This window comes from Streptosporangium sp. H13245 (assembly GCF_055690525.1).
Genome location: NZ_JBSZKT010000008.1, coordinates 220,743 through 240,821, shown reverse-complemented (window position 1 = coordinate 240,821; position 20,079 = coordinate 220,743). Strand labels below are relative to the sequence as shown.

Genomic DNA, 20,079 nt, shown 5'->3' with positions numbered 1-20,079 from the left:
TCAACGCGCGGGGCGGGGCACCGCAGGCGACGACGCGGACCGGGAGCCCGATGAACGCGTGAACCGGAGGGCTGCGAGGGGGCGCGTGGTCGGCGGAGGTTCCGTGAGCGGGCGGGAACGATATCTCGCCACCCGGGTGCTGAACGCGCTCCTGCGCGAGGACTACGGCGGCCTGGCCGGGCGGGTGACCCGCAGCAAGGACGGCGTCGCGCTGGTCCTGCCGGGGGGCAGGCGGGTGCGGCTGACCCCCGGCTCGCTGTTCCAGGACTTCGTGGCGGCCCCGGAGGAGGCACTTCGCCTGGAAGAGGTCCTGCACACCCTGCGGGAGATCTCCACTCCCGCCGACACCGCCGGGGTCGAGTCGTTCGTCACGGAGTGCCGCGAGGCGCTGCGCGCCCTCGACCTGCACGACGTCCACCGCGAGGAGGTGCTCGCCAGGCTGGACGCGACCACCGCCGCCACGCCTTCCGGCCTCCCGCGTACGACGGAAAACGAGACCGGACGCGCGACGGGAGACGGAACCGCTCGCACGGTGGGCGGCAAAAGCGGGAGCAACGGGAGCGGAAGCGGGAATGGGAGCGGGAGCGGGAGCGACAACAGGAGCCGGAACGGCCGCGGTGGTGTTTGGTACGAGACGTTGGCCGCGTTCCTCGACCACCCCGTCTACCCGACGGCCCGCTGCCGGATCGGCCTGTCCGACGAGGATCTGACCGCGTACGCGCCGGAGTTCGCGCCCGCCTTCGAGCTGCGCTGGGCCGCGGTGCCGAGGGAGCGGCTCACCGGGGCGGAGCTGCCGGGGGCGCCGGGATTCGCCGCCGTCGGCCTGGCCGGGGATCTCGCGGAGACCCACGTGCTGTTCCCCGTACACCCGCTGACGGTCCCCGCGGTCGAGGAGATCCCGTGGACGGTCGTGGCCCCGCTGGCGTACCTGGAGGTCAGGCCCACGCTGTCGATGCGCACGGTCGAGATCACCCCGGGCACGCACCTGAAGCTGCCGCTGACCACCAGCACCCTCGGGCTGCGCAACCGGAGGTCGATCAAGCCGGACACGCTGGCCGACGGGGCACGGGCCGAGTTGCTCCTGCGGGCCATGCCCGATCCCGAGGTGCTCCTGGCCGACGAGCAGACGTACGGGCACGCCGGGCACGAATACCTGGGCTGGCTCCTGCGCCGCCACCCTCCGGGGGAGGTCGTCACGGTCGCGGCGCTCGCGGCGCCGCTGCCCGGGGGCGGGCTGGTCGTGGAGGAGCTCGCCGGGCGGTGGTTCGGCGGGGACGTCACCCGGCTGCTCGGCCGCTACCTGCGGGTGCTGTTCCGCTTCCACGTACGGCTCTTCGTCAGGTACGGCACGGCGCTGGAGGCCCACCAGCAGAACCTCTCGCTGGTGTTCGGCACGGAGGAGGCCACCGGCGAGGATGTCGTACGGCTGCTCGTCAAGGACAACGACGGCCTGCTGACCTCGCCCGACAGGCTGAGGGACGCCGGGCTCGCGGTGCCGGACCTCACCGACGCGCGGATGTTCACCGACGACCCGCACGCGCTCGCCGACGTGTTCGTGACCATCACCCTGCACCTGGCCGCCGCCGCCGTGACGTTCGGCGCGCTGCCGCCGCCGAGGGCCTTCGAGCTGGTCCGCGACACGCTCACCGAGGCGCTCGACGAGTACGGGGAGGACCCGATGGCCAGGCTGCTGCGGGCCAGGACCCTCGACGCCGCCCGGCTCGTCGGCAAGTCGATGATCACCGCCGGAACCCTGGTGGACAAGGCGCGCACCGGCGCGCGGGACGTGAACAAGTTCTACGGCACGAGCGGGCCGAACTATCTCCGCCAGCCTCCCCAGATCACGCGAAGGATGACATGACCGGCCTTGCCCTCGACTCGCCCGCCGTCGCCGTCGCCGAGGAGGCCTCGCTGTCGGCGCTGCTGCGCTGCTGCGTGCGGGAGATCGCGGAGCCTCGGGGACAGGTCGGCCGCGAGGGTCCGTACGTGGTGCTGCGGGTCGCGGGCACCCGCCTGCGGGCCCGCGCGCACGGCGGGCTCGCGCTGCGCTTCGAGGGGCGGCCCGAGTGGCTGGAGAACGGTTCCTGGCAGCCGCTCTCGGCGGACACGCTCGTCCGGCTGGTGGAGGCCGAGCTCGGTGAGGGCGGGGACAACGACGAGTTCGCCGCCCAGGTGGCCGCGAGCAGGGACGCGATGGCGGCGCTGGTCGCGGCCCGGCGGGAGGTGCCGCCTCCGGCCGATCCGTGGCTGGCCTCGGAGCAGGCGCTGGTCTTCGGGCACCCGTTCCATCCCAGCCCGAAGGCGCGCGGCGGCGAGGGCTGGCTGCGCTACGCGCCCGAGGCGCACGCGAGCTTCCCGCTGCGGCTGCTCGGGGTCAGGGACGACGTGCTGGCCGAGGCCGGGGACACCGGTTCGCTCGACGAGCTCGGCCAGGCGCCGCCCGGCTACTCGCTGCTGCCCGCGCACCCGTGGCAGCTGGAGCTGCTCGCGGCGGACCTGGCCGCTCCACTGGCCGACGGCCGTCTGATCGACCTGGGCGACAGCTCCCGGACGGCGGTTCCCACATCGTCGGTCCGCACGGTCTACGAGCCGCTGACCGACCGGTGCCTGAAGTTCAGCCTGGACGTGCGGATCACCAACTGCCTGCGGAAGAACTCCTGGTACGAGCTGGTGGGCGCGGTCGAGCTGAGCCGTCGTCTCGAACCGGTGTTCCTCGACCTGGCGGACGCCTTCCCCGGCACCCGCTGGCTGCCCGAGCCGGGCTACCGCTCCGCGGAGCTGGGCACCCGCCTGCTGGAGGGGCTCGGCGTGATCGTCAGGATCGGCCCGTGGTCGGTCTGCAGACCGGGGGTGACCCCCCTGCTGAGCGGCGCGCTGGCCGTACCGGGCACGGCTGGTCCGTTAGCGTGCGGCGCACCGACCACGCCCGGGTGGCCCGGGTGGCCGGTGGCCGATCCGGTGCGCTGGTGGCGGGCGTACGTGGAGCGGGTGGCGCCGCCGGTGCTCGACGCCTACCTCGGTCACGGCGTGGTGCTGGAACCCCACCTGCAGAACGTCCTGATCGGCGTGGACGCGGAGGGGCTGCCGGTGGAGGCCGTCTTCCGCGACCTGGAGGGGACGAAGCTCGTCGCCGGGCGGCACGACCTGTCCGGGCTGCCCGGCCGGGTCGCCGAGGCGCTCACCTACGACGCGGCCTCCGGCTGGGACCGGGTGGTCTACTGCCTGATGGTCAACCACCTCGCCGAGATCGCCGCCTCCCTCGCGGGGACCGGGTCCACACGGGAGCTGTGGGCGGTGGCCGGTGAGGTCCTGGAGAAGTACGCGGCGTCGCGCGGGTGGCCCCGGCCGCTGTCGGACCTGCTGTCGAGGGCGTCGTTACCGGCCAAGGCCAACCTGTCGGTCCGGTGGGCGCGCTCGGCGGACCGCGCCGCGGGGTACGTGACGGTCGCCAACCCACTGGTCACGGCCTGACCTGCGGGTTGGCGACCGTCGTCAGCCCTGACGACGGGAGGGCGGTGACGCCCCCCCCTCTACCTCACCGGGGATAGACCTCCAGCTCGTAGATGGAGTAGCCGTACGACGTCCCCCGCGTGACACCCTGCATGCGGACGTACCGGGCAGTGGTCGGGGCGAACCTCACGTTGTCCACACCCCCGTTTCCGGTGGTGGTGGAGTGGACGGTGGTCCAGGTGGAGCCGTCGGTCGAGGTCTGGATCGAGTACGCGGACCCGTAGGCCGTCTCCCAGCGCAGCAGGACCCTGGCCACGCTCGTGGCCGACCCGAGATCGACCTGGAGATACTGGTTGTCGCTGGACGAGCTCGACCACCGGGTGGTCGGGTCGCCGTCGACGGACCTGCTCGCCGGGTAGAAGAGCTGGGTGCTCGACGCCCTGGCACTCCTCCCCTCGGCCACGTTGGCGATCGCGTCCCCCCGGTGGGCGGGGAACGACACGACCTGCTGGTACGTCGGCCGGTTCTGCCAGGAGATCAGCGAGTGCGTGATCCCGCCGAGCGGTGACTGCTCGACGGCGTCGGAGCACCACTGGTCGCCCGCCGCGCACACGTCGTCCGCCGGGTAGGTCGTGGCCGAGGGCTCGGCGAGCGCCGCCGACAGGCTCTCCAGCAGGACGGTACGGCAGCCCGCCACCGTGCCGTCCCCGCAGTACCTGGCGGGCAGCGGCCCGGAGACCGGGTCACCGAGGACGCTCCTGACGTCCTTGCTCACGTAGCCCCACCAGCCGTACTGGAACGCCGACCCCTTGTGCGCCTGGGCCTCGTTCGCGGAGGTGGGCAGGGTGGACAGGTCGCCCCGCTGGTGGCCGGAGGGTGACTCGTTGATCTGGATGGCGTTGACCATCGACTGGTAGAGGCCGTCGCCCAGTCCCGGCCTGAACTGCGCGCGGACGAGCCTGGGCCACCACGCGTCGAACGCGCGGATCGCCTCGGCGTGGGCGTACGCCCTGCTGCCCGGCGAGGTCTCCAGCCTCCTGGATCCCGCCGACGTCCAGGCCGAGAGCTTGGAGACCGCCGAGGCGAGGGCCGGGTCGGTCACGGCGGCGCTGTTGACGACCCGGAGCAGGTCGGGCAGGACTCTCTTGCCGCGCAGGTCGGTCACCGCGGCGTCGGCCATGATCTTCGTGGTGCCCGCCCGGTCGAGCTTGCCGCTTCCCGACAGGGCCGCCTTGACCGGGGCGTCCAGCAGGTCGGCCCGGTGGACGGGGCCGAAGCTGAAGTTGCCGTCCGCGGAGCCGTAGTCCTTGGCCTGCTTGTTGTTCCAGCTGACGAAGTAGTCCTGGTTGACCGCCTGCGGGTGGGTGGCGGGAGCGGTGTAGGTCGCGGTGTTGGCAGCCGGGTCGAAGCCCGCCCACTCGTGGGCCGCGTCGGCCGTCATCGGCAGGTTCGGGTCGGACACCGCGGACCTGACCGGGGTGTCGCCCGACATGAAGTACGCCGAGTCCCTGGAGTTGACGTAAAACCAGTTGAACGCGAAGCCGATCGTGGAGGCCGAGTTCGTGAACGCCGCCGCGTCACCCATCGCCGCCGGGTCGTTGAACATCTGGAAGCCGATCGCCGAGTCGACCTCGTGATGGTACGTCGACCGCAGCGTGGCGAAGGCGGCAGGCTGCCCGCCGACGGTGCCGCGCCAGCTCACCAGCCCGTACTTCGTGCGCTGGATGACCAGGTCGTACGAGCCTCGGGCGGTGGAGTCGGCGACGGTGGGCTTCCACGCGTTGGTCTTGCGCAGCGTCTCCATCTCCGTGCAGACACCCCGGTAGAGGTAGTGGTTGGACGCGCTGGTGACCGCGCCGCCGCCGGGCGCGCAGAGCTGGAGGGCGTACGTGTCGGTGATGTCCTGGCCGCTGGAGGTCGCGCTCCAGGCGTAGTCGGTGCCCCGGCCGAGCAGCACGTAGAGGTTGAGCCCGGCGAAGGCCGCGCCGCGCGCCCGGACGCCGGGTCCGGACAGCTCCTGCAGCATGAGCAGCTGGGGTGCGAAGTAGCCCGTCTGCGGGCCGAATACCGCGACCGGGTTCCCGGTCGACGACTTGGCCGCCGACACCACCACGGCGTTGGACATGCCGGGCTTGGAGTTGTCGACGAGCAGCCCGTCGAGCACGCCCTTCTGGGCCGAGGCGGTGGTCGAGGTGGCGGAGCCGGTCTCGTTCGCGGTGATGTCCACGGGCGCCGTCGACGGGTCGGGGAGGACGACCCCGGTGGCCCCGGCGGGCGCGTCGCCGAACGGGAAGCTCTGGCCGTTGTGCAGGGTGAGCGTCGCCTCCGGGTCGTTCCGCGCCCGGAACGCCGCCCAGACCTGGTCCCCGGCCGCCGTGCCGTACCTGGCGCGGGCCGCGACGCGTACCAGCGCGGACTGCATCTCCGCCCCGCCACCGCCGCCGAACAGGCCGCCGATCACCCCGGAGATCGCGACCAGGTCGGTCATGGTGAAGTCCACCGGCCCGCCCGCGTTGGTGATCGCGTCGAGGTGCCCGGTCAGGACGTACTCGCCGGGGCAGTTGCGGTCGGCCATGCAGCGGTCGATGTAGGCGTTGACACCGGCGATGTAGTTCTGCACGTCGCTGTAGAGCAGCGCGCCCCGGGGGCCCGAGTCCCTCAGCCTGGTGATCTGCGCCTGGAGGTCCGCCTCGGTGTAGGGCGAGTTGCGCCAGGCGCTCTGCTCCAGCGCCCGGTTGCCCGGCGCGCCCCCGGCGAACGGCGTCAGCTCACCGCGGCCCACGTGCCGCATCAGGTCCATCACCCACAGGCGGTCCTGCGCGCCCGCGTACCCGGCGCCGAACATCGTGCCCTCGCGGGTCGTCCCGGTGATGTGCGGGACCCCGGTCGCCCTGTCGCGGACGATCGTCACGTCCGGTCGCGGGCTCGTGGTGCTCTCCACCTGTCCCGCGGGGACGCCGAACGAGCTGTCGTTGAAGAAGTCGGCGATCTGGTCGTTGGTCAGGCCGGTGTAGCCGGACAGGAGGTTCGCGTACCTGCCGAGCTGGTCGTCGCTGTGCCTGGGCTTGGTGCCCAGCGTCTGGTGGGCGAGGATCCCGGCCAGGGTCGCGTTGCCGTTCTGCCCCGGGGGCAGGATGTCGGCGCACTCGCCGAGGCAGTAGTCGTCGGGAGGGAGAACGGCCGCCGTCGTGGTTCCGGCTGTGATTCCGGCCTTGGACGCGGCGGCGGATGCGGGCACGACGGGGGATGCCAGCGCCAGGACCAGCGACAACCCGGAGGCCACCGTGATCACCCGCCGGAGACGTGCGTGCATGAGGAGGGCCCCCTAAACATGAGGCGTACTCGGATGGTGAGAGGAACATACGTTCAGGCCAACAGCGAATCAATGGCGGCTGTGATAATCGCCCGTACCGTTTGTGACTCGTTGTCAGAAGAGCCGGTTGACCCTTTCACGAAGCCCGGACCCCAGGATCGCCCCCCCCAACCGCACACAGACTCCCCGGACCGTGCCCCCTCGCCGACCACCAGGACCCCGTCCCCGACGACCCCGGACCGGCCGGACGTTACCCGATGCCGTGAACGATCCGCCCCCACACGGCTCCGGCATCTCGCCGAGAACCGCGCGCCGTCTCGGCCACGACGACTCGGCCGCCCTTACGCTCGGTTCGTCGGATGACGTGGGTACCGCCTTCGGCACACAGCTCGTACTCGACATCGCCGCGTACGACGAATTGCTTCATGCGAGAGCGCGAACCTCGCAAGAAGTACGGTCGCCATTCCAGGTCAGGAAGCGGTTCCGACGCCGTCATTTCGCGTCCTCCGTACTTGGCTCACGTCGGTAAAGCACGCGATCCGTGGTCGTGTTGCCCGCGTTCGATCCGCAGCGGGGGCAAGGAAACGGGCAACTGAACATGCCGGAGCACGCCGGACACGCGCTGATCGTGAGCGTGGAACCCTGAGACGGTTCGGGCGTGATCATCGGGCGTTCCCCCACGTGGCGTGGTAGGTCGCGATGACGCGCACACCGCACGCCATGACTTCCAGCTCGATCCACGAGTTCGCGATGATCTCGTTTCCCGTTGGCCGGTGGCACCCTCGCCACCGACCGTCAGGATCACGCGAAACGTCGAAATCTGGAATCGCTGGAGCGAGTTCGGACTGTACGGGAGCATTTCCCGCGTCCGTGCGCTGAGAGGATTCGTACTCCACGCTTCTCAGGAAACGAGAACGCGACCGTTTAGGGAGTGGCCCGGACCAGTGGCCCCGCGAGAACGATTAGGCGTTAAGTGGGACAACATAGACGTTCGCAAAGAACGTCCCGACGGAAGCGGCGTGCAGGTGGCCGGAGATTCCCCGGCCACCTTCGACGGCCATCACGGCGTGAATGTGAGGCTTTCCGTCGACGATCTCACCGGTGCCGGTCATCTCGGCGGGCTGGTCATAGTCCGTGATGATGTCTTTCAGCGCGTCGTCGGCGGACATGGTGGAGATCCGGAAGGAATCCACAGCGCCGACAAGGGAGACGATCGCACCGTTCGTGATGCCGAGTTCGGCGACCCTGGCCGTAAGCGTCTCGATCAGTTCGCCGTTCTTGATCTCGATCAAATGCACGGGTCTACTCCGTTCAGGATCAGGCCAATGGTTCGGATGTTCTCCGAAACCGGCTCAGATCGTAAAGCAGCGAGAAGCGCCGACGTCGTGACTTTGCTCGGTGCGTCACGGAGCAACATCGCCGAGCACCACCGAGCCCCCGCGTCCTTCGGGTTGTACAGCTCCCGGATCAGGGCTCGCGGACTCTCGCCGACCCGCTTCGAGACGGCCGACAGGTACAGAGCGCGCATGTCCGCGTCTCGCCGTAGCGCGTGTGATGCCGAGTCGATCAGGTCGAGTTTCTCTGTCTTCGCGACGATCCCGCACGCGTTGACGCGTAAGACGGCTGAGCCTTCGTCCAGCCACCGGACGAGACGGCGTACGCTCCCTGAGTCCCGAGAAGCGAAGTGCGAGATGAGCAGGTCGGTCTCGTGTGAGGTCTGCACGGTGGCCAGCGGGCTGGGGTCGCCACCGGCGATCGATGACACGATCTCGGATGCCGTGTCTCTCGTGACCGTCGGCACAAGCGGGCTCAATGCGCCGAGGGTGGCCCCGATCACGAACGTACGTCGCTTCACTTCCCCGGACTCCAAAACACTCAAGGGAACGTTCAGCGCTTCCGAGAGGAACGGAAGCCAGAACGTCGGATTGCGCTTCCCATTCTCCCAACGCGAGACCGTTTCGCGCGTCACCGTAGGTCTTTGAGAGAGATCACAAAGGATGTCCGCCAGCTCCGACTGTGAGAGTCCGGCGGTTTCACGCAGATCTTTGATCAGGGGTCCGATCGACACGTCCCGATCGTACGCTTCGAAGCTCTGACCATGCTCGGATCAGGCCATTCTCACCAATGTTCGTCCCGCACCCGTCGTGATCGAGGTCGCGAACCTCCCCGGAGGCGGCCGTACGGGACAGCGAGGACCCCGACGGCCCCACCCTGAGCTTCGCTCCCCGTGAGTGGCAGGCGTTTATCGGTGGAATGAAGGATGACGAGTCGAACTAGAGGTAGTCGGGAACGCGCCGACAGCCTGATTCCGACCGGATGAGGAGCTTGACAGTGGGGCCAACGTTCGATGACCTGTTCGGCGGATGTCATCGTTCCGCGTTCCACCTGGAGATGCGCGACGACTACGGCACCTCCAGTCCGGGATTCGTCGCCTGGCGCGACGGTGTTCCCTTCGATCGCGCCGACTTCGACGCCCCGTGGGTGACGTTGGTCAGTGATGCGGTCGCTCGGGGTGTGTCCGTACGGCGTGCCCGGATCGTGTCGGAACCGGTGAGCGAATACATCCGCTACGAGCACTCGGCCACCCCCTACGCCAACCTCGCCGGAGGCGAGCAGGTGCGCTGGCTCCCCCGGCGCCTGGCATCTGACCTGTCCCTGCCCGGCAACGACTTCTGGTTGTTCGACGAGCGGTTGATTCGGTTCGCCTACTTTTCGGGAGACGGTGAACCCGCCGGTCACGAGTTGTGCGACGACCCCGCCGTGATCAAGCTGTGCCTGACGGCATTCGAGGCCGTCTGGGGACGGAGCCTCGATCACTCGGAGTACCGGCCCACCTGACACACGACCGCACGTGTCCACCTCCCCCTCGTCCAGCGCCCAGCAGGCACGCCAAGCTGTTGCCAACCGCCTCAGAGAGATCCTGCGCGACTCCGGCCTCACCGGAAGGGCGTTGGCAGCGGCAGCGGGCTGGGACGAATCGAACCACCGACGCCCGCGTCGAAAGTCTCAGCGGCGCCTTCTGCGGGACTTTCCGGCGCCGTGCGATCGCCTCCTGGGCTTGGCGGGCTCAGCGGGCCTGGCGGGCTCGACGAACTCGATGAACTCCACGAAGCGGGGGCTCGTTCTCACGAGATCCTCGGCCTTCGGGGCGGTGGCCCCTTTGGGAGGCATGGTCCGGCGTCGCGACTCGCCCAGCACGCTGAGCAGGATCGTCAGCAGCACGATCGCGCCCGCCGTGATCAGGGTGATCATCCCGACAAAACCCCGATCCTCCACCCTCCGAGCCTCGAACACGCCCCGGGAATCCACCAGCATCTCGACCGGCGTCCCGACCTCCAGTGGATCCTCCTGCGAGAAGGTCTCGATCCTCTCCTCCAGCAGCTGTCCGTCCGGAAGGCGTAGGACGTGCTCGTAGTAGTCGGATCCCTTCCGGACATCGATCCGCGTCTGCTCCGCGACGGTCGTGATCACCGACTCGCCGTAGACGCGCAGGTAGTGATCACCCGGTAGGTAGAGGCTGGTGGCCGTCAGCACGGCCAGAAGTGGCAGCGCGCCCCACATCGCCCAGGGAACGCCCTCGGAGATCGCTCTCAGCGCCACGGCGGGGCCGAGCACCAGGACGCAGGAGAGAGCTATTCCCAGCAGCCGCCACCACCATGAGTCGAGGGCGAACAGGAAACCGTTGAAACACCAGGCGGCGGCGATCGCCGCGAGGAATAGAACCCCTCTCACGACAAGCCGCCACCAGCCCGCCCGCGATGCTGCCGATTCCATCACACAACAAATCCTGACATCCGCAGAGGTGACTGTCCTGCCGAGGGAACCCTGTACCTTCCGGATTTAAGCGGCACCAGACCTTGCAACGTTCGGATTAACCTTGCATCCGATCGCCCTCCGCAATCCAGTCGTGACGCCACGATGAGGTTATGTCAGGACGCGTTCTGAAATGGGTCGGCCTCATTGTGTTCATCACCACGGTGAGTGCGATGAGCCTCTACCTGTTCACCCGGGACAGGCTGGAAGTGGCCGACCAGTCAGCCAGCGTGATCGGCGCGTTCCTCACGCTGAGCAGCCTGGCCCTGACGCTCTATGGAATGCTCGCCGACCGCCTTGCCCGCTCGCCCTCGACGCCGACCGCCCCCGAGGAGACCATCACCGCGGCCAAGAAGACGCTGACCGTCCTGGTGGCCCGGCAGTGGCGTACCGAGGCGGCCATCCGCGCCCTGGACAATCCCGAACCGATCCCGATCTCCTGGCACCTGGTCGACGACGCCGCGATGATGGACCACCCGCGCCTGGTCGGCGAGCACCTGTTGACGTTCAGAGGATCCAGCGACCAAATCCCCAGACTCGCCGATGCCTTTCGCGGGTTGCGGCGCCGGCGGCTGGTCATCACCGGCGGCCCCGGCACCGGCAAGACCACCCTGGCCATCCAGCTGCTGCGGCACCTGGTGGCCCCCGGCCGTGACGCGGCCGATCCGGTGCCGGTGCTGGTCCCGGTCAACGGCTGGGACACCACCGCCCACCCGCGGCTGCACGACTGGCTCGCGGTCCGTCTGCCCCGCGACTACCCGGCGCTGACCGCCCCGCAGTTCGGAACGGACGCCGCTCAGGCCCTGCTCGATCACGGCCACATCCTGCCCATCCTGGACGGCCTGGACGAGATCCCCGACGACGCCCGCACCCAGGTGATCAACGCACTGAACCGGTGGCTGGGTAACGACGACTCCTTCATCCTCACCAGCCGCACCACCGAATACGACCGCGCGGTCAAACAGGCCGGTGACGTGCTCAACACCGCCGCCGTCATCGCCCCGGCCCCGATCACCGCGACCAACGCGGAAACCTACCTGCGCACCTGCCTGCCGCCGGTACCCCGCCACGACTGGACCCCGATCTGGAGCGCGCTGCACGACGCCTCCCACCCGGGCCTGAGCCGACTGGCGGAAACCGCGCTGGGACTGTGGCTGATCCGCACCGTCTACATCACCCCCGCCGCCGACCCCGTCCCGCTGACCGGCCCCCTGGCCCGGCAGGACGCGACGCTGCGGGCTCATCTGTTCGACCATCTCATCGTCGCCGTCATCAACGACCGCCTCCCCAGCCGCGACCCCGCCGACCATTTCCGGCCCCGCGTCGCCTGGAATCCCGACCGCGCTCGCGACCACCTGGCTACCTGGCCCGCGTGCTGCGAGACCACGACACCTACAATTTGGCCTGGTGGCACCTCGCCCGGCACACCATCCCTCACAGCGAACGCCGCCGCGTCACCGGGCAGGTCGGACTCCTGAGCGGGATCGCCGTCGGACTCGCGGTCGTGCTCGCGGGCGGAATCACGGAGGGGATCGCGGCCGGACTCGGGTCCGGGATCGCGGGCGGTACGTGGTTCGGCGAGACCCCCGGATATGCCAATCTGCATCTGCCAGGAAGAACAGCCGACCTCATCAAACACGTGCGAAACGTGCTCGCGGCCGGGATCGGGGCCGTGCTCGCGGTCGTACTCACGGCCGGGATCGCAGCCGGGCTCACGGTCGGGGTCGCGGCCGGGCTCACGGTCGGGGTCGCGGCCGGGCTCACGGTCGGGCTCATGGTCGGGCTCATGGTCGTGCTTACGACCATGCTCGCGGCCGTACTCGCGGCCGGAGTGATGGAGTGGGCGGAACAGCCCGCGTCCTCCACGGTCGCGACCACACCGCTGACGAGCTGGAAAGCCGACAGAACCCTGACACTGCTACGAACCATAACGTTCGGGCTCCCGTTCGGGATCGCGGGCGTGCTCGCTGGCGGGATCGCGGACGGGCTCATGGTCGGGCTCGCGTTCGGGATCGCCAGGGGAAACCACCATGCCTGGCTGGCCTACACCATCGCCGTCCGGCGACTGGCCAGGAAGAGGCATCTACCCCGCAAGCTGATGGCGTTCCTCGACGACGCCCACCGCCTCGGACTGCTCCGCACCGTCGGCCCGATCTACCAGTTCCGTCACGCCGAACTCCAAGACCACCTCGCGGCTCTACCCTCACCGAGCGGTACGGCCACAACACCAAGATCCACCGAAAACGCCGCCTGAATCCGAACAACCTCACCCCGCGTTGCCTGGATCAGGCTGACACCTCCCACCTCATCGACTTTGCTCTCGCCACTTTTAACCGGAACGAACAGCGACAGGACAGCCCACTCAGTCGGCGGAGGTGACGAACGGTCAGTCAGAGCACAGATCGCCTCTCCCCACTACCAAAATGTGAAAAACTCTCTAAGATCCAACCCAGATAAACGCTGGAGAGTCTGGAGAGAGCGTGGACGATCAGGCTTCGCCGGCCGGGGTTGACCCGAGTGTGCCCAACGTCGCCCGGATGTACGACTACTACCTGGACGGCAAGGACAACTTCGCCTCCGACCGGGCCGCGGCCGAGCGGATGCTGAAGCTCTTTCCCGACACCCGCGACTCCGCGCGGGAGAACCGGGCGTTCCTCGCACGTGCCGTACGCCACGTCGTCGAGTCGGGTGTCCGGCAGATCGTGGACCTGGGCTCCGGGCTGCCCACGCGGGGCAACACCCACGAGATCGCGCACGCGGTCGCACCCGACACCCGCGTGGTCTACGTGGACTACGACCCCGTCGTGTGCGCGCACAGCCGGGCGATCCTGGGAAACGGCGACAACGTCGCCGTCGTGCAGGCCGACGTGCGTGCCCCGGAGACGCTGCTGGCCGGGCTGCGCGAGCACGTCGACTTCGACCGGCCCGTGGCGTTCCTGCTGCTCGCCATCCTGCACTTCGTCCCGGACGAGAACCCCGACGGCGCGGGCGCGTACCAGGTCATCGAGCGGCTGCGCGAGGTGAGCGCGCCGGGCAGCCATCTCGTTCTCAGTCACGCGATCGACTCCCGCCCCGACAGCACGCCGGAGGCGCTGGAGATCTACAGGCGGGCCACCGAGGCGCTGAGCCTGCGCACGCACGCGGAGATCTCCCGCTTCTTCGACGGCTACGAGCTGGCCGAGCCCGGCCTGGTGTTCCCCAACGACTGGCGCCCCACCGATCCGCCCCTGTTCGGCCAGCGGAAAGCCCCGATCGGCTACGTCGGAGTGGGCCGCAAGCTCTGACAGTCATGCCCTCCCGGCGCGCGTGACGTGCCGGTTTGCTCTTCGTTCGCGGTTCCGCCGAGGTGACGCCCGCACGAGCGGGAGCGCGTACGGCGGCGGTCGCCGTGGGAACGGGAACCCCACGGCGACCGCGCGTCCAGCCTCGGAAGGCCCGTTCAGGAACCGGAGGTGAGCAGCGGCAGCCTCCGTACCCCGGTCATGGTCGGGCCCGGGATGAACAGCGGCGACTCGTCCGGGTCGGTGCGCAGGTGGGGAAAGCGGTCGAGCAGGATGTTGAGCGCGACCTTGCCCTCCAGGCGTGCCAGCGGCGCGCCGATGCAGAAGTGGATGCCCCTGCCGAAGCCGAGGTGGGGGTTGGGGGTACGGGAGGGGTCGAACACGTCGGGGTCGGCGAACTCCCTCGGGTCGCGATTGGCCGCCGCGATCCACACCATGAGCAGCCGGTCGGCGGGAATGTGCTGCCCGCCGAGCTCGACGTCGACGTTGGTGACCCGGCCGAGCGCCGCGAACGGGCTGAAGAAGCGCAGGGACTCCTCGATCACCGCGGGGATCGTCGACCGGTCCTCGCGGGTCCTGGCGAGCTGCTCGGGATGGGTGTCCAGGCACAGCACCGTGTTGCCCAGCAGCATGGTCGTGGTGATGTGCCCGGCCACGAGCAGGATGTTCGCGAAGTTCACCACCTCGGCCTGGGTGAGACGCTCGCCGTCGACCTCTGCCTCGACGAGTTTGGTGAGCAGGTCGGCGCGCGGGTGGCGCCTGCGGTCGTCGGCGTGCTCACCGATGTAGTCGGCGAGGTGCTTGAACTGCTCCATGGCGACCGAGACGCTGCGCTCCTGCTCCTCGCTCTGGTTGACGAGGGAGAACTGCTGGGTGTTCTCGAACATCCTGTCCACCCACTGCTTGAACAGGTTACGGTCGCTGCCGGGCACCCCCAGGAGCTCCGCGATGACGATGACCGGCAGCGGGTACGCGAGGTCGGTCACCAGCTCCAGGCGGTCCGGGTCGGCCACCTCGTCGAGCAGCTCGCGGGTCAGCTCGGCGATCCGCGGTTCGAGGTCCGCGACGACCTTCGGGGTGAAGGCGTGGCTGACGAGCTTGCGCAGCTTGCCGTGCGCGGGCGGGTCCATCTGCGTCAGCATGCCCTCGCTGCTCATCTGCAGGCTGGGGACTACGCGAGCGGTGTCGGAGGAGAACGTCTTCGGGTCGCTCAGGATCCGCAGCGCCTCGGGGTGGCCGAAGACGTTCCACATCCCGGTGGTGGCGTCGAAGCTCACCGGCTGGTCCGGATGCCGCCCGCGCAGCCAGAAGTGCCCCTCGTGCAGGCCCCATGTGTCGGCGATGGTGGTCATGGTTTGCCTTTCTGGTCGGGACGGGTCCGGGATCAGCCGGGCTCGTGCGTGCGTTCGTACGCGTAGATCCAGGTGCGGTAGGGCGGGATCAGAGCCTCGAAGACGGCGATGACCTCGGAGGCGGCCTTGGCCAGCTCCTCGGGATCCGGCGGCTCGGGCGATTCGAAGGCGTGCCTGATGATGAACGAGATCGACTCGGCCTTGGCCCGCGTGTCCACCTCGACGTCTACCAGGTACGCGGCGTTGTTGAGGTGGAACCCCATCATCATCGCGCTCAGCGTGTACGACAGGTTCGGCACGTCGTCGCGGAACAGGCCGTGCCGGATCATCAGGTCGTAGAACCGCTCGGAGGCGAGCAGCTCCTGGCTGTGCAGGAAGGCGTCGGCGAACCTGCTCTGCTTCTGCTGCAGGTACGCCTCGGACAGCGCCCGCAGCACCGACCTGTCACCGACGATGAGGAAGGACTCCGCCACGAAACGATGCGGCAGCAGCATCTCCGGATCCCGGCGCAGCCCGTCGAGGAGTTGCTCGACGTACGCGATGGACTCGCGCAGCAGCACGGCCTCGAACAACTGCTGCTTGGTCCGCCAGTGCAGGTAGACCGTGCCCTTGCCGATGCCCGCCAGCTGGGCGATGTCCTCGATCGTCACCTTCCGGTAGCCGAGGCGCACGAGCAACTCGGCCGCCGCGTCGAGGATCCGGTCGGCGCGACCGTCGGCCTGCCCTGCTCGCTCCGCCATCCGGCACCTCTTTCACCCTGAACCACGCTGATTCGCTCTGATCACTCTGACTTCGTGACCAATTATGAAATCTGGTCAACAAGTCAGAGAGTAGACCTCCTTCCGGGCGCGGACAACCCTCGGCTCGGGTGCCGTTTTCTCTGGAAACCGGTGCGGCCGGTACGGGGCCGTCGGAGGTCCGCCGCGCCGGAGCGATCGGCCGGGGCTGAAGGACCGTGTCTTACGGCCGGGGAGCCGGTTCGCCGGACGGGTTTCCGTGCCGGGTCAGCCGAGGGCCGGTACCGACTCGACGAGGGTGACGAGGCCGCGCTCGTCGAGGAGGTTGACGGGGCGGACCGTCTCGTTGAGCAGAACGTAGTGGAAGGCCGCGCTCACCCGGTCGAGGGGGACGGCGGCCAGGTGGGACCAGGCCAGCCGGTAGGCGGCGAGCTGGACGGAGGCGGCGGCCTCGGCCTTCTTCCCGTTGGGGCGGCGGCCGGTCTTCCAGTCGACGACCTCGTAGCGGCCGTCGGAGATCTGAAACACCGCGTCCATCCGGCCGCGGACCACCCGGTCGGCGATCATGGTCTCGAAGGGGACCTCGACGTCGAGCGGTTCCCTGCCCGCCCACTCGCTCTCCTCGAAGCGGGCGCGCAGCTCGTCGAGGTGAGCGTCGGGCTCCTCGAAGTCGTCGGACGCGCCGGGCAGCTCGAACTCGTCCATCAGCCGCTGCTGACCCCAGCGCCCCTCCAGCCAGCGGTGGAACGAGGTGCCCCGGCGAGCCAGCGGGGCGGGCTTCTTGGGCACCGGGCGGCGGATCTGCCGGGCCAGTGCCTTGGCGTCGGAGGCCAGGGTGACGAGGGAGGACACGGTCAGGTGGGTGGGCAGCTCCACCCGGCCGCCACCGCGCCGCCGGTTCAGCTCCCGTTCCCTGAGCAGGAGCTCGATGTCGCGCTCCCACGCCTTCGCCCGCTCCCTGTCCCATCCCCGCAGGTCGGCCACGGGAGCCGTCCGCCGCGCGCCCTGCTCCTCGGCCCCGGCCTCGAACCCGGCCCAGGGCTCAGACTCGGCCTCGGGCTCCGTCGCCGTTCCCGGTTCGGACGCCGTCGCTGTTTCGGACACCGTTCCCGGCTCGGTCCCGGACACCGGCTCGGACACCGTTCCGGGCATCGCTCCCCGCTCGGGTACGGCCCCCTGGCCCGTCCCGGCCGGTTCGTTTCGCCGGGCGGGGGACACGGTTTCGGACACTCCGGGAGAGGCGTCCGCATCGTCGGGAAAGGACTCGAAGGACTCGAAGGACCCGAAGGACTCGTCCCACGGGTCATCGGGGAAAGGCACGCTCGCGTCTTCCGGGAAGGGCACGTCCTCGGGAAAGTCCCCCCCGCCCGGCGCGGCCTCGGGAAACTCCGGGAAGGGAACATCCTCATAAGAGGACGAGGAAACGGAACCGCTCCCGGTCGTGGAAACCGCTCCCCCCGCCAAAGCGGCGAGAGCCGCCTCGACCATCGTGGCGCCGTCGAGAACGGCCGCGTAGCGGACGTCCTCCGGGGCGATCGGCCAGACGGACTCGGCGGGCTCGGCGAGGAGCGGGTTGGTCGCCCCCTCCTCCACCTCCGGTGCCCAGAAGGCCACCCGGCCGCAGGTCTCGCGAATCTCCACCAGGAAGTCGGACGGCTCCAGCGGCTTGGCCGCGGTACCCCAGCGGTAGCCGGAGGCGATCAGGAGGTAGTGGGCGCGGGTGACGGCGACGTACGCCAGGCGACGCTCCTCCAGCAGGTCTCGGTCACGGCAGCGCTCGTCGAAGTCGGCGAGCTCCTCCTTGGAGAGCCCGGTGAGCCCCGGCAGGTCCGAGGCGTCGCCGCGCAGCGGGTAGGGCAGCTTGCGGGGGTTCTCCGTCCACTTCGGGCTGGTCGTGGCGCGGGCGGGGAACATCGTGCCGACGGTGAGCGTCCCGGCCTTGGACAGGGCCTGGGACAGGCCGGGCACCACGACGACCGGCCACTCCAGGCCCTTGGAGGCGTGCACGGTCATCAGCTTCACGCTGTTGCTCTCGCCCACCCGCCCGGCGTCCAGCCCGTTCTCCTCCTCGTCGGCCGCCTTCAGGAACGCCAGGAACGCGCCCAGCGTCGGGTCCTCGGAGTCTCCGGCGAACCGGGCGGCGGCGTCCAGGAAGGCGTCGAGGTCGGCGCGGGCCGCGAACGGGCCGACGGCCGTCCCCCTGGCCGCCACCTCGATGTCCAGGCCGAGCCTGCGCTCGATCTCCAGGATCAGGTCGGGCAGCGGCTGGCCGGTGTGCGCGCGCAGGACGCGCAGCTCCTGGGCCATCGCCACCAGCCGCACCGCGGCCAGGGGAGAGAACAGGTCCTGCCACGCGGGACGGTCGGGCAGCTCGTCGAGGGCGTCGACCAGGCTGCCGCGTTCTTCGGCCATGTCCGCCACGACCTGGTCGAGCGGGTCGGCCACCGGCGAGGAGCCCTCGCGGGTCTCCCGGTTCAGCTCGCGGGCCCGCTCGCCCAGCTCCTTGAGGTCGGCGGGGCCGATCCGCCAGCGGGGGCCGGACAGCAGCCGCACCAGGGCGTCCCCGGCGCTCGGATCGTAGATGACGCGCAGGGTGGAGACGATGTCGGCCACCTCGGGCACGGTGAGCAGGCCGCCCAGTCCGACGATCTCGACCGGGATGCCGCGCGCCTCCAGCGCCCTGCGCAGCGCGGGGAACTGCGAGCGCTTGCGCGCCAGGATCGCCACGTCGTGCGGCTGGAGGCACTGCGGCCCGCCCCAGGCGCTCTGCTTGGCCCTCTTGCGCTCACCCTCGCCCCAGGGCATGCCGTCGGGCGCGCTCTCCGCGCCCAGCACCCTGGCGATCCCCGAGGCGATCCACTCCGCCTCGCCGTCGGCGGTCTCGTGGAAGGCGCACACCACCCGGCCGCGATCGACCCGGTTGCCGCCGGGCACCAGGACCGGCACCTCCCTGGCCTCCATCCGCAGCGGCAGCTGGAGCCGGGCGGCGACGTCCAGCACGGCGTCGCCGTTGCGGAAGCTGACCGACAGGCGGTTGGTCGGGGCGAGCTCTCCGGACGCGGTCCTGAAGTCGCGGGGGAAGCGGGTCAGGTTGCCCGCGGAGGCGCCGCGCCAGCCGTAGATGGACTGGCAGGGGTCGCCCACGGCCGTCACCGGGTGGCCTCCGCCGAACAGCGCGCGCAGCAGGACGAGCTGGGCGTGGCTGGTGTCCTGGTACTCGTCCAGGAGGACCACGGCGAACCGCCCGCGTTCGATCTCGCCGACGTCGGCGTGCTTGGCGGCGATCCGGGCGGCGAGCGCCATCTGGTCGCCGTGGTCGACGACCTCCCTGCCCCGCTTGAGCCGGTCGTACGCCTCGACCAGCGGCAGCAGCTGCTCCCTGGTCCGCTGGACGACCAGCGGCCTGCGCTGGTCCTTGATCGGCGTACCGGGCAGCTCGGCGTACCGCGCGGTGAGCCAGGCGCCGACGTCGCGTACGTCCCGCGGGGTGCGCAGGTGCTCGGCCAGCTCACCGGCGAGCTCCAGCACCGCCCGGGTGACGGTCGCCGGGCTCCACTCGACCTGCTCCATCGGCCCGTCGTACGCGCTGACCACCCGCCCCGCGAGCTGCCAGGAGACGGCCGGGGAGACCAGGCGCATGGTCGGCTCCAGCGCCTCGCGCAGGGCGTGGTCGGTGACCAGGCGGGCCGCGTAGGCGTGGTACGTCGAGATGGTCGGCTCGCCCTCCATCAGGTCGGCGGGCACCTGCTTGGTCTCGACCAGGCCGTTGAGCCGCTCGCGCACGCGGGCGGCCAGCTCTCCGGCGGCCTTCCTGGTGAAGGTGAGCCCGAGCACCTGCTCGGGGCGGACCAGCCCGTTGGCGACCAGCCAGACGACGCGCCCGGCCATGGTCTCGCTCTTGCCCGACCCGGCTCCGGCCATCACGACCATCGGTTCGAGACCGGCCTCGATGACGGCGGCCTGTTCGGGGGTCGGCGGCAGGATGCCCAGCTTGGCGGCCAGCTGGACCGGGCTCAGCACGTGGCGCCCCCGTGCCGGTCCGCGCGGCGCGGGCCCGATCCTCCCGTACGCGTGACACCGTCCGGTACGCGGCGCGAGCCCGGGACTCCGGTACGCGCGGCACGACCGAACGC

General features: G+C 70.0%; 14 protein-coding genes. 7 read left to right on the top strand and 7 right to left on the bottom strand.

Translation table 11 applies throughout. The annotated features are described in order from the left end of the window. Positions 1–103: 103 nt before the first annotated feature. A complete protein-coding gene (locus ACW9TB_RS16700) occupies positions 104–1,861 on the top strand; it encodes an IucA/IucC family protein (RefSeq protein WP_472748936.1) in 1,758 nt (585 codons plus the stop codon). After that, positions 1,858–3,471 (top strand): IucA/IucC family protein, encoded by a 1,614-nt coding sequence (locus ACW9TB_RS16695; protein WP_472748935.1) that lies wholly within the window; start codon positions 1,858–1,860, stop codon positions 3,469–3,471. Before ACW9TB_RS16700 ends, ACW9TB_RS16695 begins: the two co-directional genes overlap by 4 nt. 64 nt (positions 3,472–3,535) lie before the next feature. Here the strand turns inward: ACW9TB_RS16695 and ACW9TB_RS16690 are convergent, their stop codons facing one another. From ACW9TB_RS16690 to ACW9TB_RS16680, 3 genes are all read right to left on the bottom strand, one after another. After that, positions 3,536–6,763: a penicillin acylase family protein gene (locus tag ACW9TB_RS16690; protein ID WP_472748934.1), complete on the bottom strand. Its 3,228-nt coding sequence runs from the start codon at positions 6,761–6,763 to the stop codon at positions 3,536–3,538. Between the two features lie 962 nt (positions 6,764–7,725). Continuing rightward, entirely contained in the window at positions 7,726–8,061 is a 336-nt protein-coding gene (locus ACW9TB_RS16685) for a PCC domain-containing protein (RefSeq protein ID WP_472748933.1), read from the bottom strand. Continuing rightward, on the bottom strand, positions 8,052–8,831 hold the full coding sequence (locus ACW9TB_RS16680; RefSeq protein ID WP_472748932.1) for a helix-turn-helix transcriptional regulator: 780 nt from the start codon (positions 8,829–8,831) through the stop codon (positions 8,052–8,054). The genes ACW9TB_RS16685 and ACW9TB_RS16680 overlap by 10 nt, the downstream gene beginning before the upstream one ends. Positions 8,832–8,974: 143 nt before the next feature. Between ACW9TB_RS16680 and ACW9TB_RS16675 the strand changes: the two genes are divergently transcribed. Both ACW9TB_RS16675 and ACW9TB_RS16670 read left to right on the top strand, forming a co-directional pair. Next, a complete protein-coding gene (locus ACW9TB_RS16675; protein WP_472748970.1) occupies positions 8,975–9,040 on the top strand; it encodes a hypothetical protein in 66 nt (21 codons plus the stop codon). A 54-nt stretch (positions 9,041–9,094) separates the two neighbouring features. Further along, entirely contained in the window at positions 9,095–9,601 is a 507-nt protein-coding gene (locus tag ACW9TB_RS16670) for a DUF6879 family protein (RefSeq protein WP_472748931.1), read from the top strand. Between the two features lie 168 nt (positions 9,602–9,769). On the opposite strand, the gene ACW9TB_RS16665 is transcribed toward ACW9TB_RS16670, so the two are convergent. Continuing rightward, complete coding sequence (locus tag ACW9TB_RS16665) at positions 9,770–10,495, bottom strand: hypothetical protein (protein ID WP_472748930.1); 726 nt, start codon at positions 10,493–10,495, stop codon at positions 9,770–9,772. Positions 10,496–10,749: 254 nt separating this feature from the next. Here ACW9TB_RS16665 and ACW9TB_RS16660 point away from each other — a divergent pair, with 254 nt between their 5' ends. The 3 genes from ACW9TB_RS16660 (at position 10,750) to ACW9TB_RS16650 (ending at position 13,860) form a co-directional block, all read left to right on the top strand. Beyond that, positions 10,750–12,054 (top strand): NACHT domain-containing protein, encoded by a 1,305-nt coding sequence (locus ACW9TB_RS16660; protein ID WP_472748929.1) that lies wholly within the window; start codon positions 10,750–10,752, stop codon positions 12,052–12,054. Next, on the top strand, positions 11,949–12,830 hold the full coding sequence (locus tag ACW9TB_RS16655; protein WP_472748972.1) for a hypothetical protein: 882 nt from the start codon (positions 11,949–11,951) through the stop codon (positions 12,828–12,830). Before ACW9TB_RS16660 ends, ACW9TB_RS16655 begins: the two co-directional genes overlap by 106 nt. 226 nt (positions 12,831–13,056) lie before the next feature. Continuing rightward, positions 13,057–13,860 carry an SAM-dependent methyltransferase gene (locus tag ACW9TB_RS16650; protein ID WP_472748928.1) on the top strand — a complete coding sequence of 268 codons (804 nt, stop codon included), beginning with the start codon at positions 13,057–13,059 and terminating at the stop codon, positions 13,858–13,860. 155 nt (positions 13,861–14,015) lie between these two features. Here the strand turns inward: ACW9TB_RS16650 and ACW9TB_RS16645 are convergent, their stop codons facing one another. The 3 genes from ACW9TB_RS16645 to ACW9TB_RS16635 all read right to left on the bottom strand — a co-directional run bounded on the left by ACW9TB_RS16645 (position 14,016) and on the right by ACW9TB_RS16635 (position 19,966). After that, positions 14,016–15,209 (bottom strand): cytochrome P450, encoded by a 1,194-nt coding sequence (locus ACW9TB_RS16645; protein WP_472748927.1) that lies wholly within the window; start codon positions 15,207–15,209, stop codon positions 14,016–14,018. Between the two features lie 32 nt (positions 15,210–15,241). Then, positions 15,242–15,949 (bottom strand): TetR/AcrR family transcriptional regulator, encoded by a 708-nt coding sequence (locus tag ACW9TB_RS16640; protein WP_472748926.1) that lies wholly within the window; start codon positions 15,947–15,949, stop codon positions 15,242–15,244. A 264-nt stretch (positions 15,950–16,213) separates the two neighbouring features. Then, a complete protein-coding gene (locus ACW9TB_RS16635) occupies positions 16,214–19,966 on the bottom strand; it encodes an ATP-dependent helicase (protein WP_472748925.1) in 3,753 nt (1,250 codons plus the stop codon). Between the last annotated feature and the right edge of the window lie 113 nt (positions 19,967–20,079).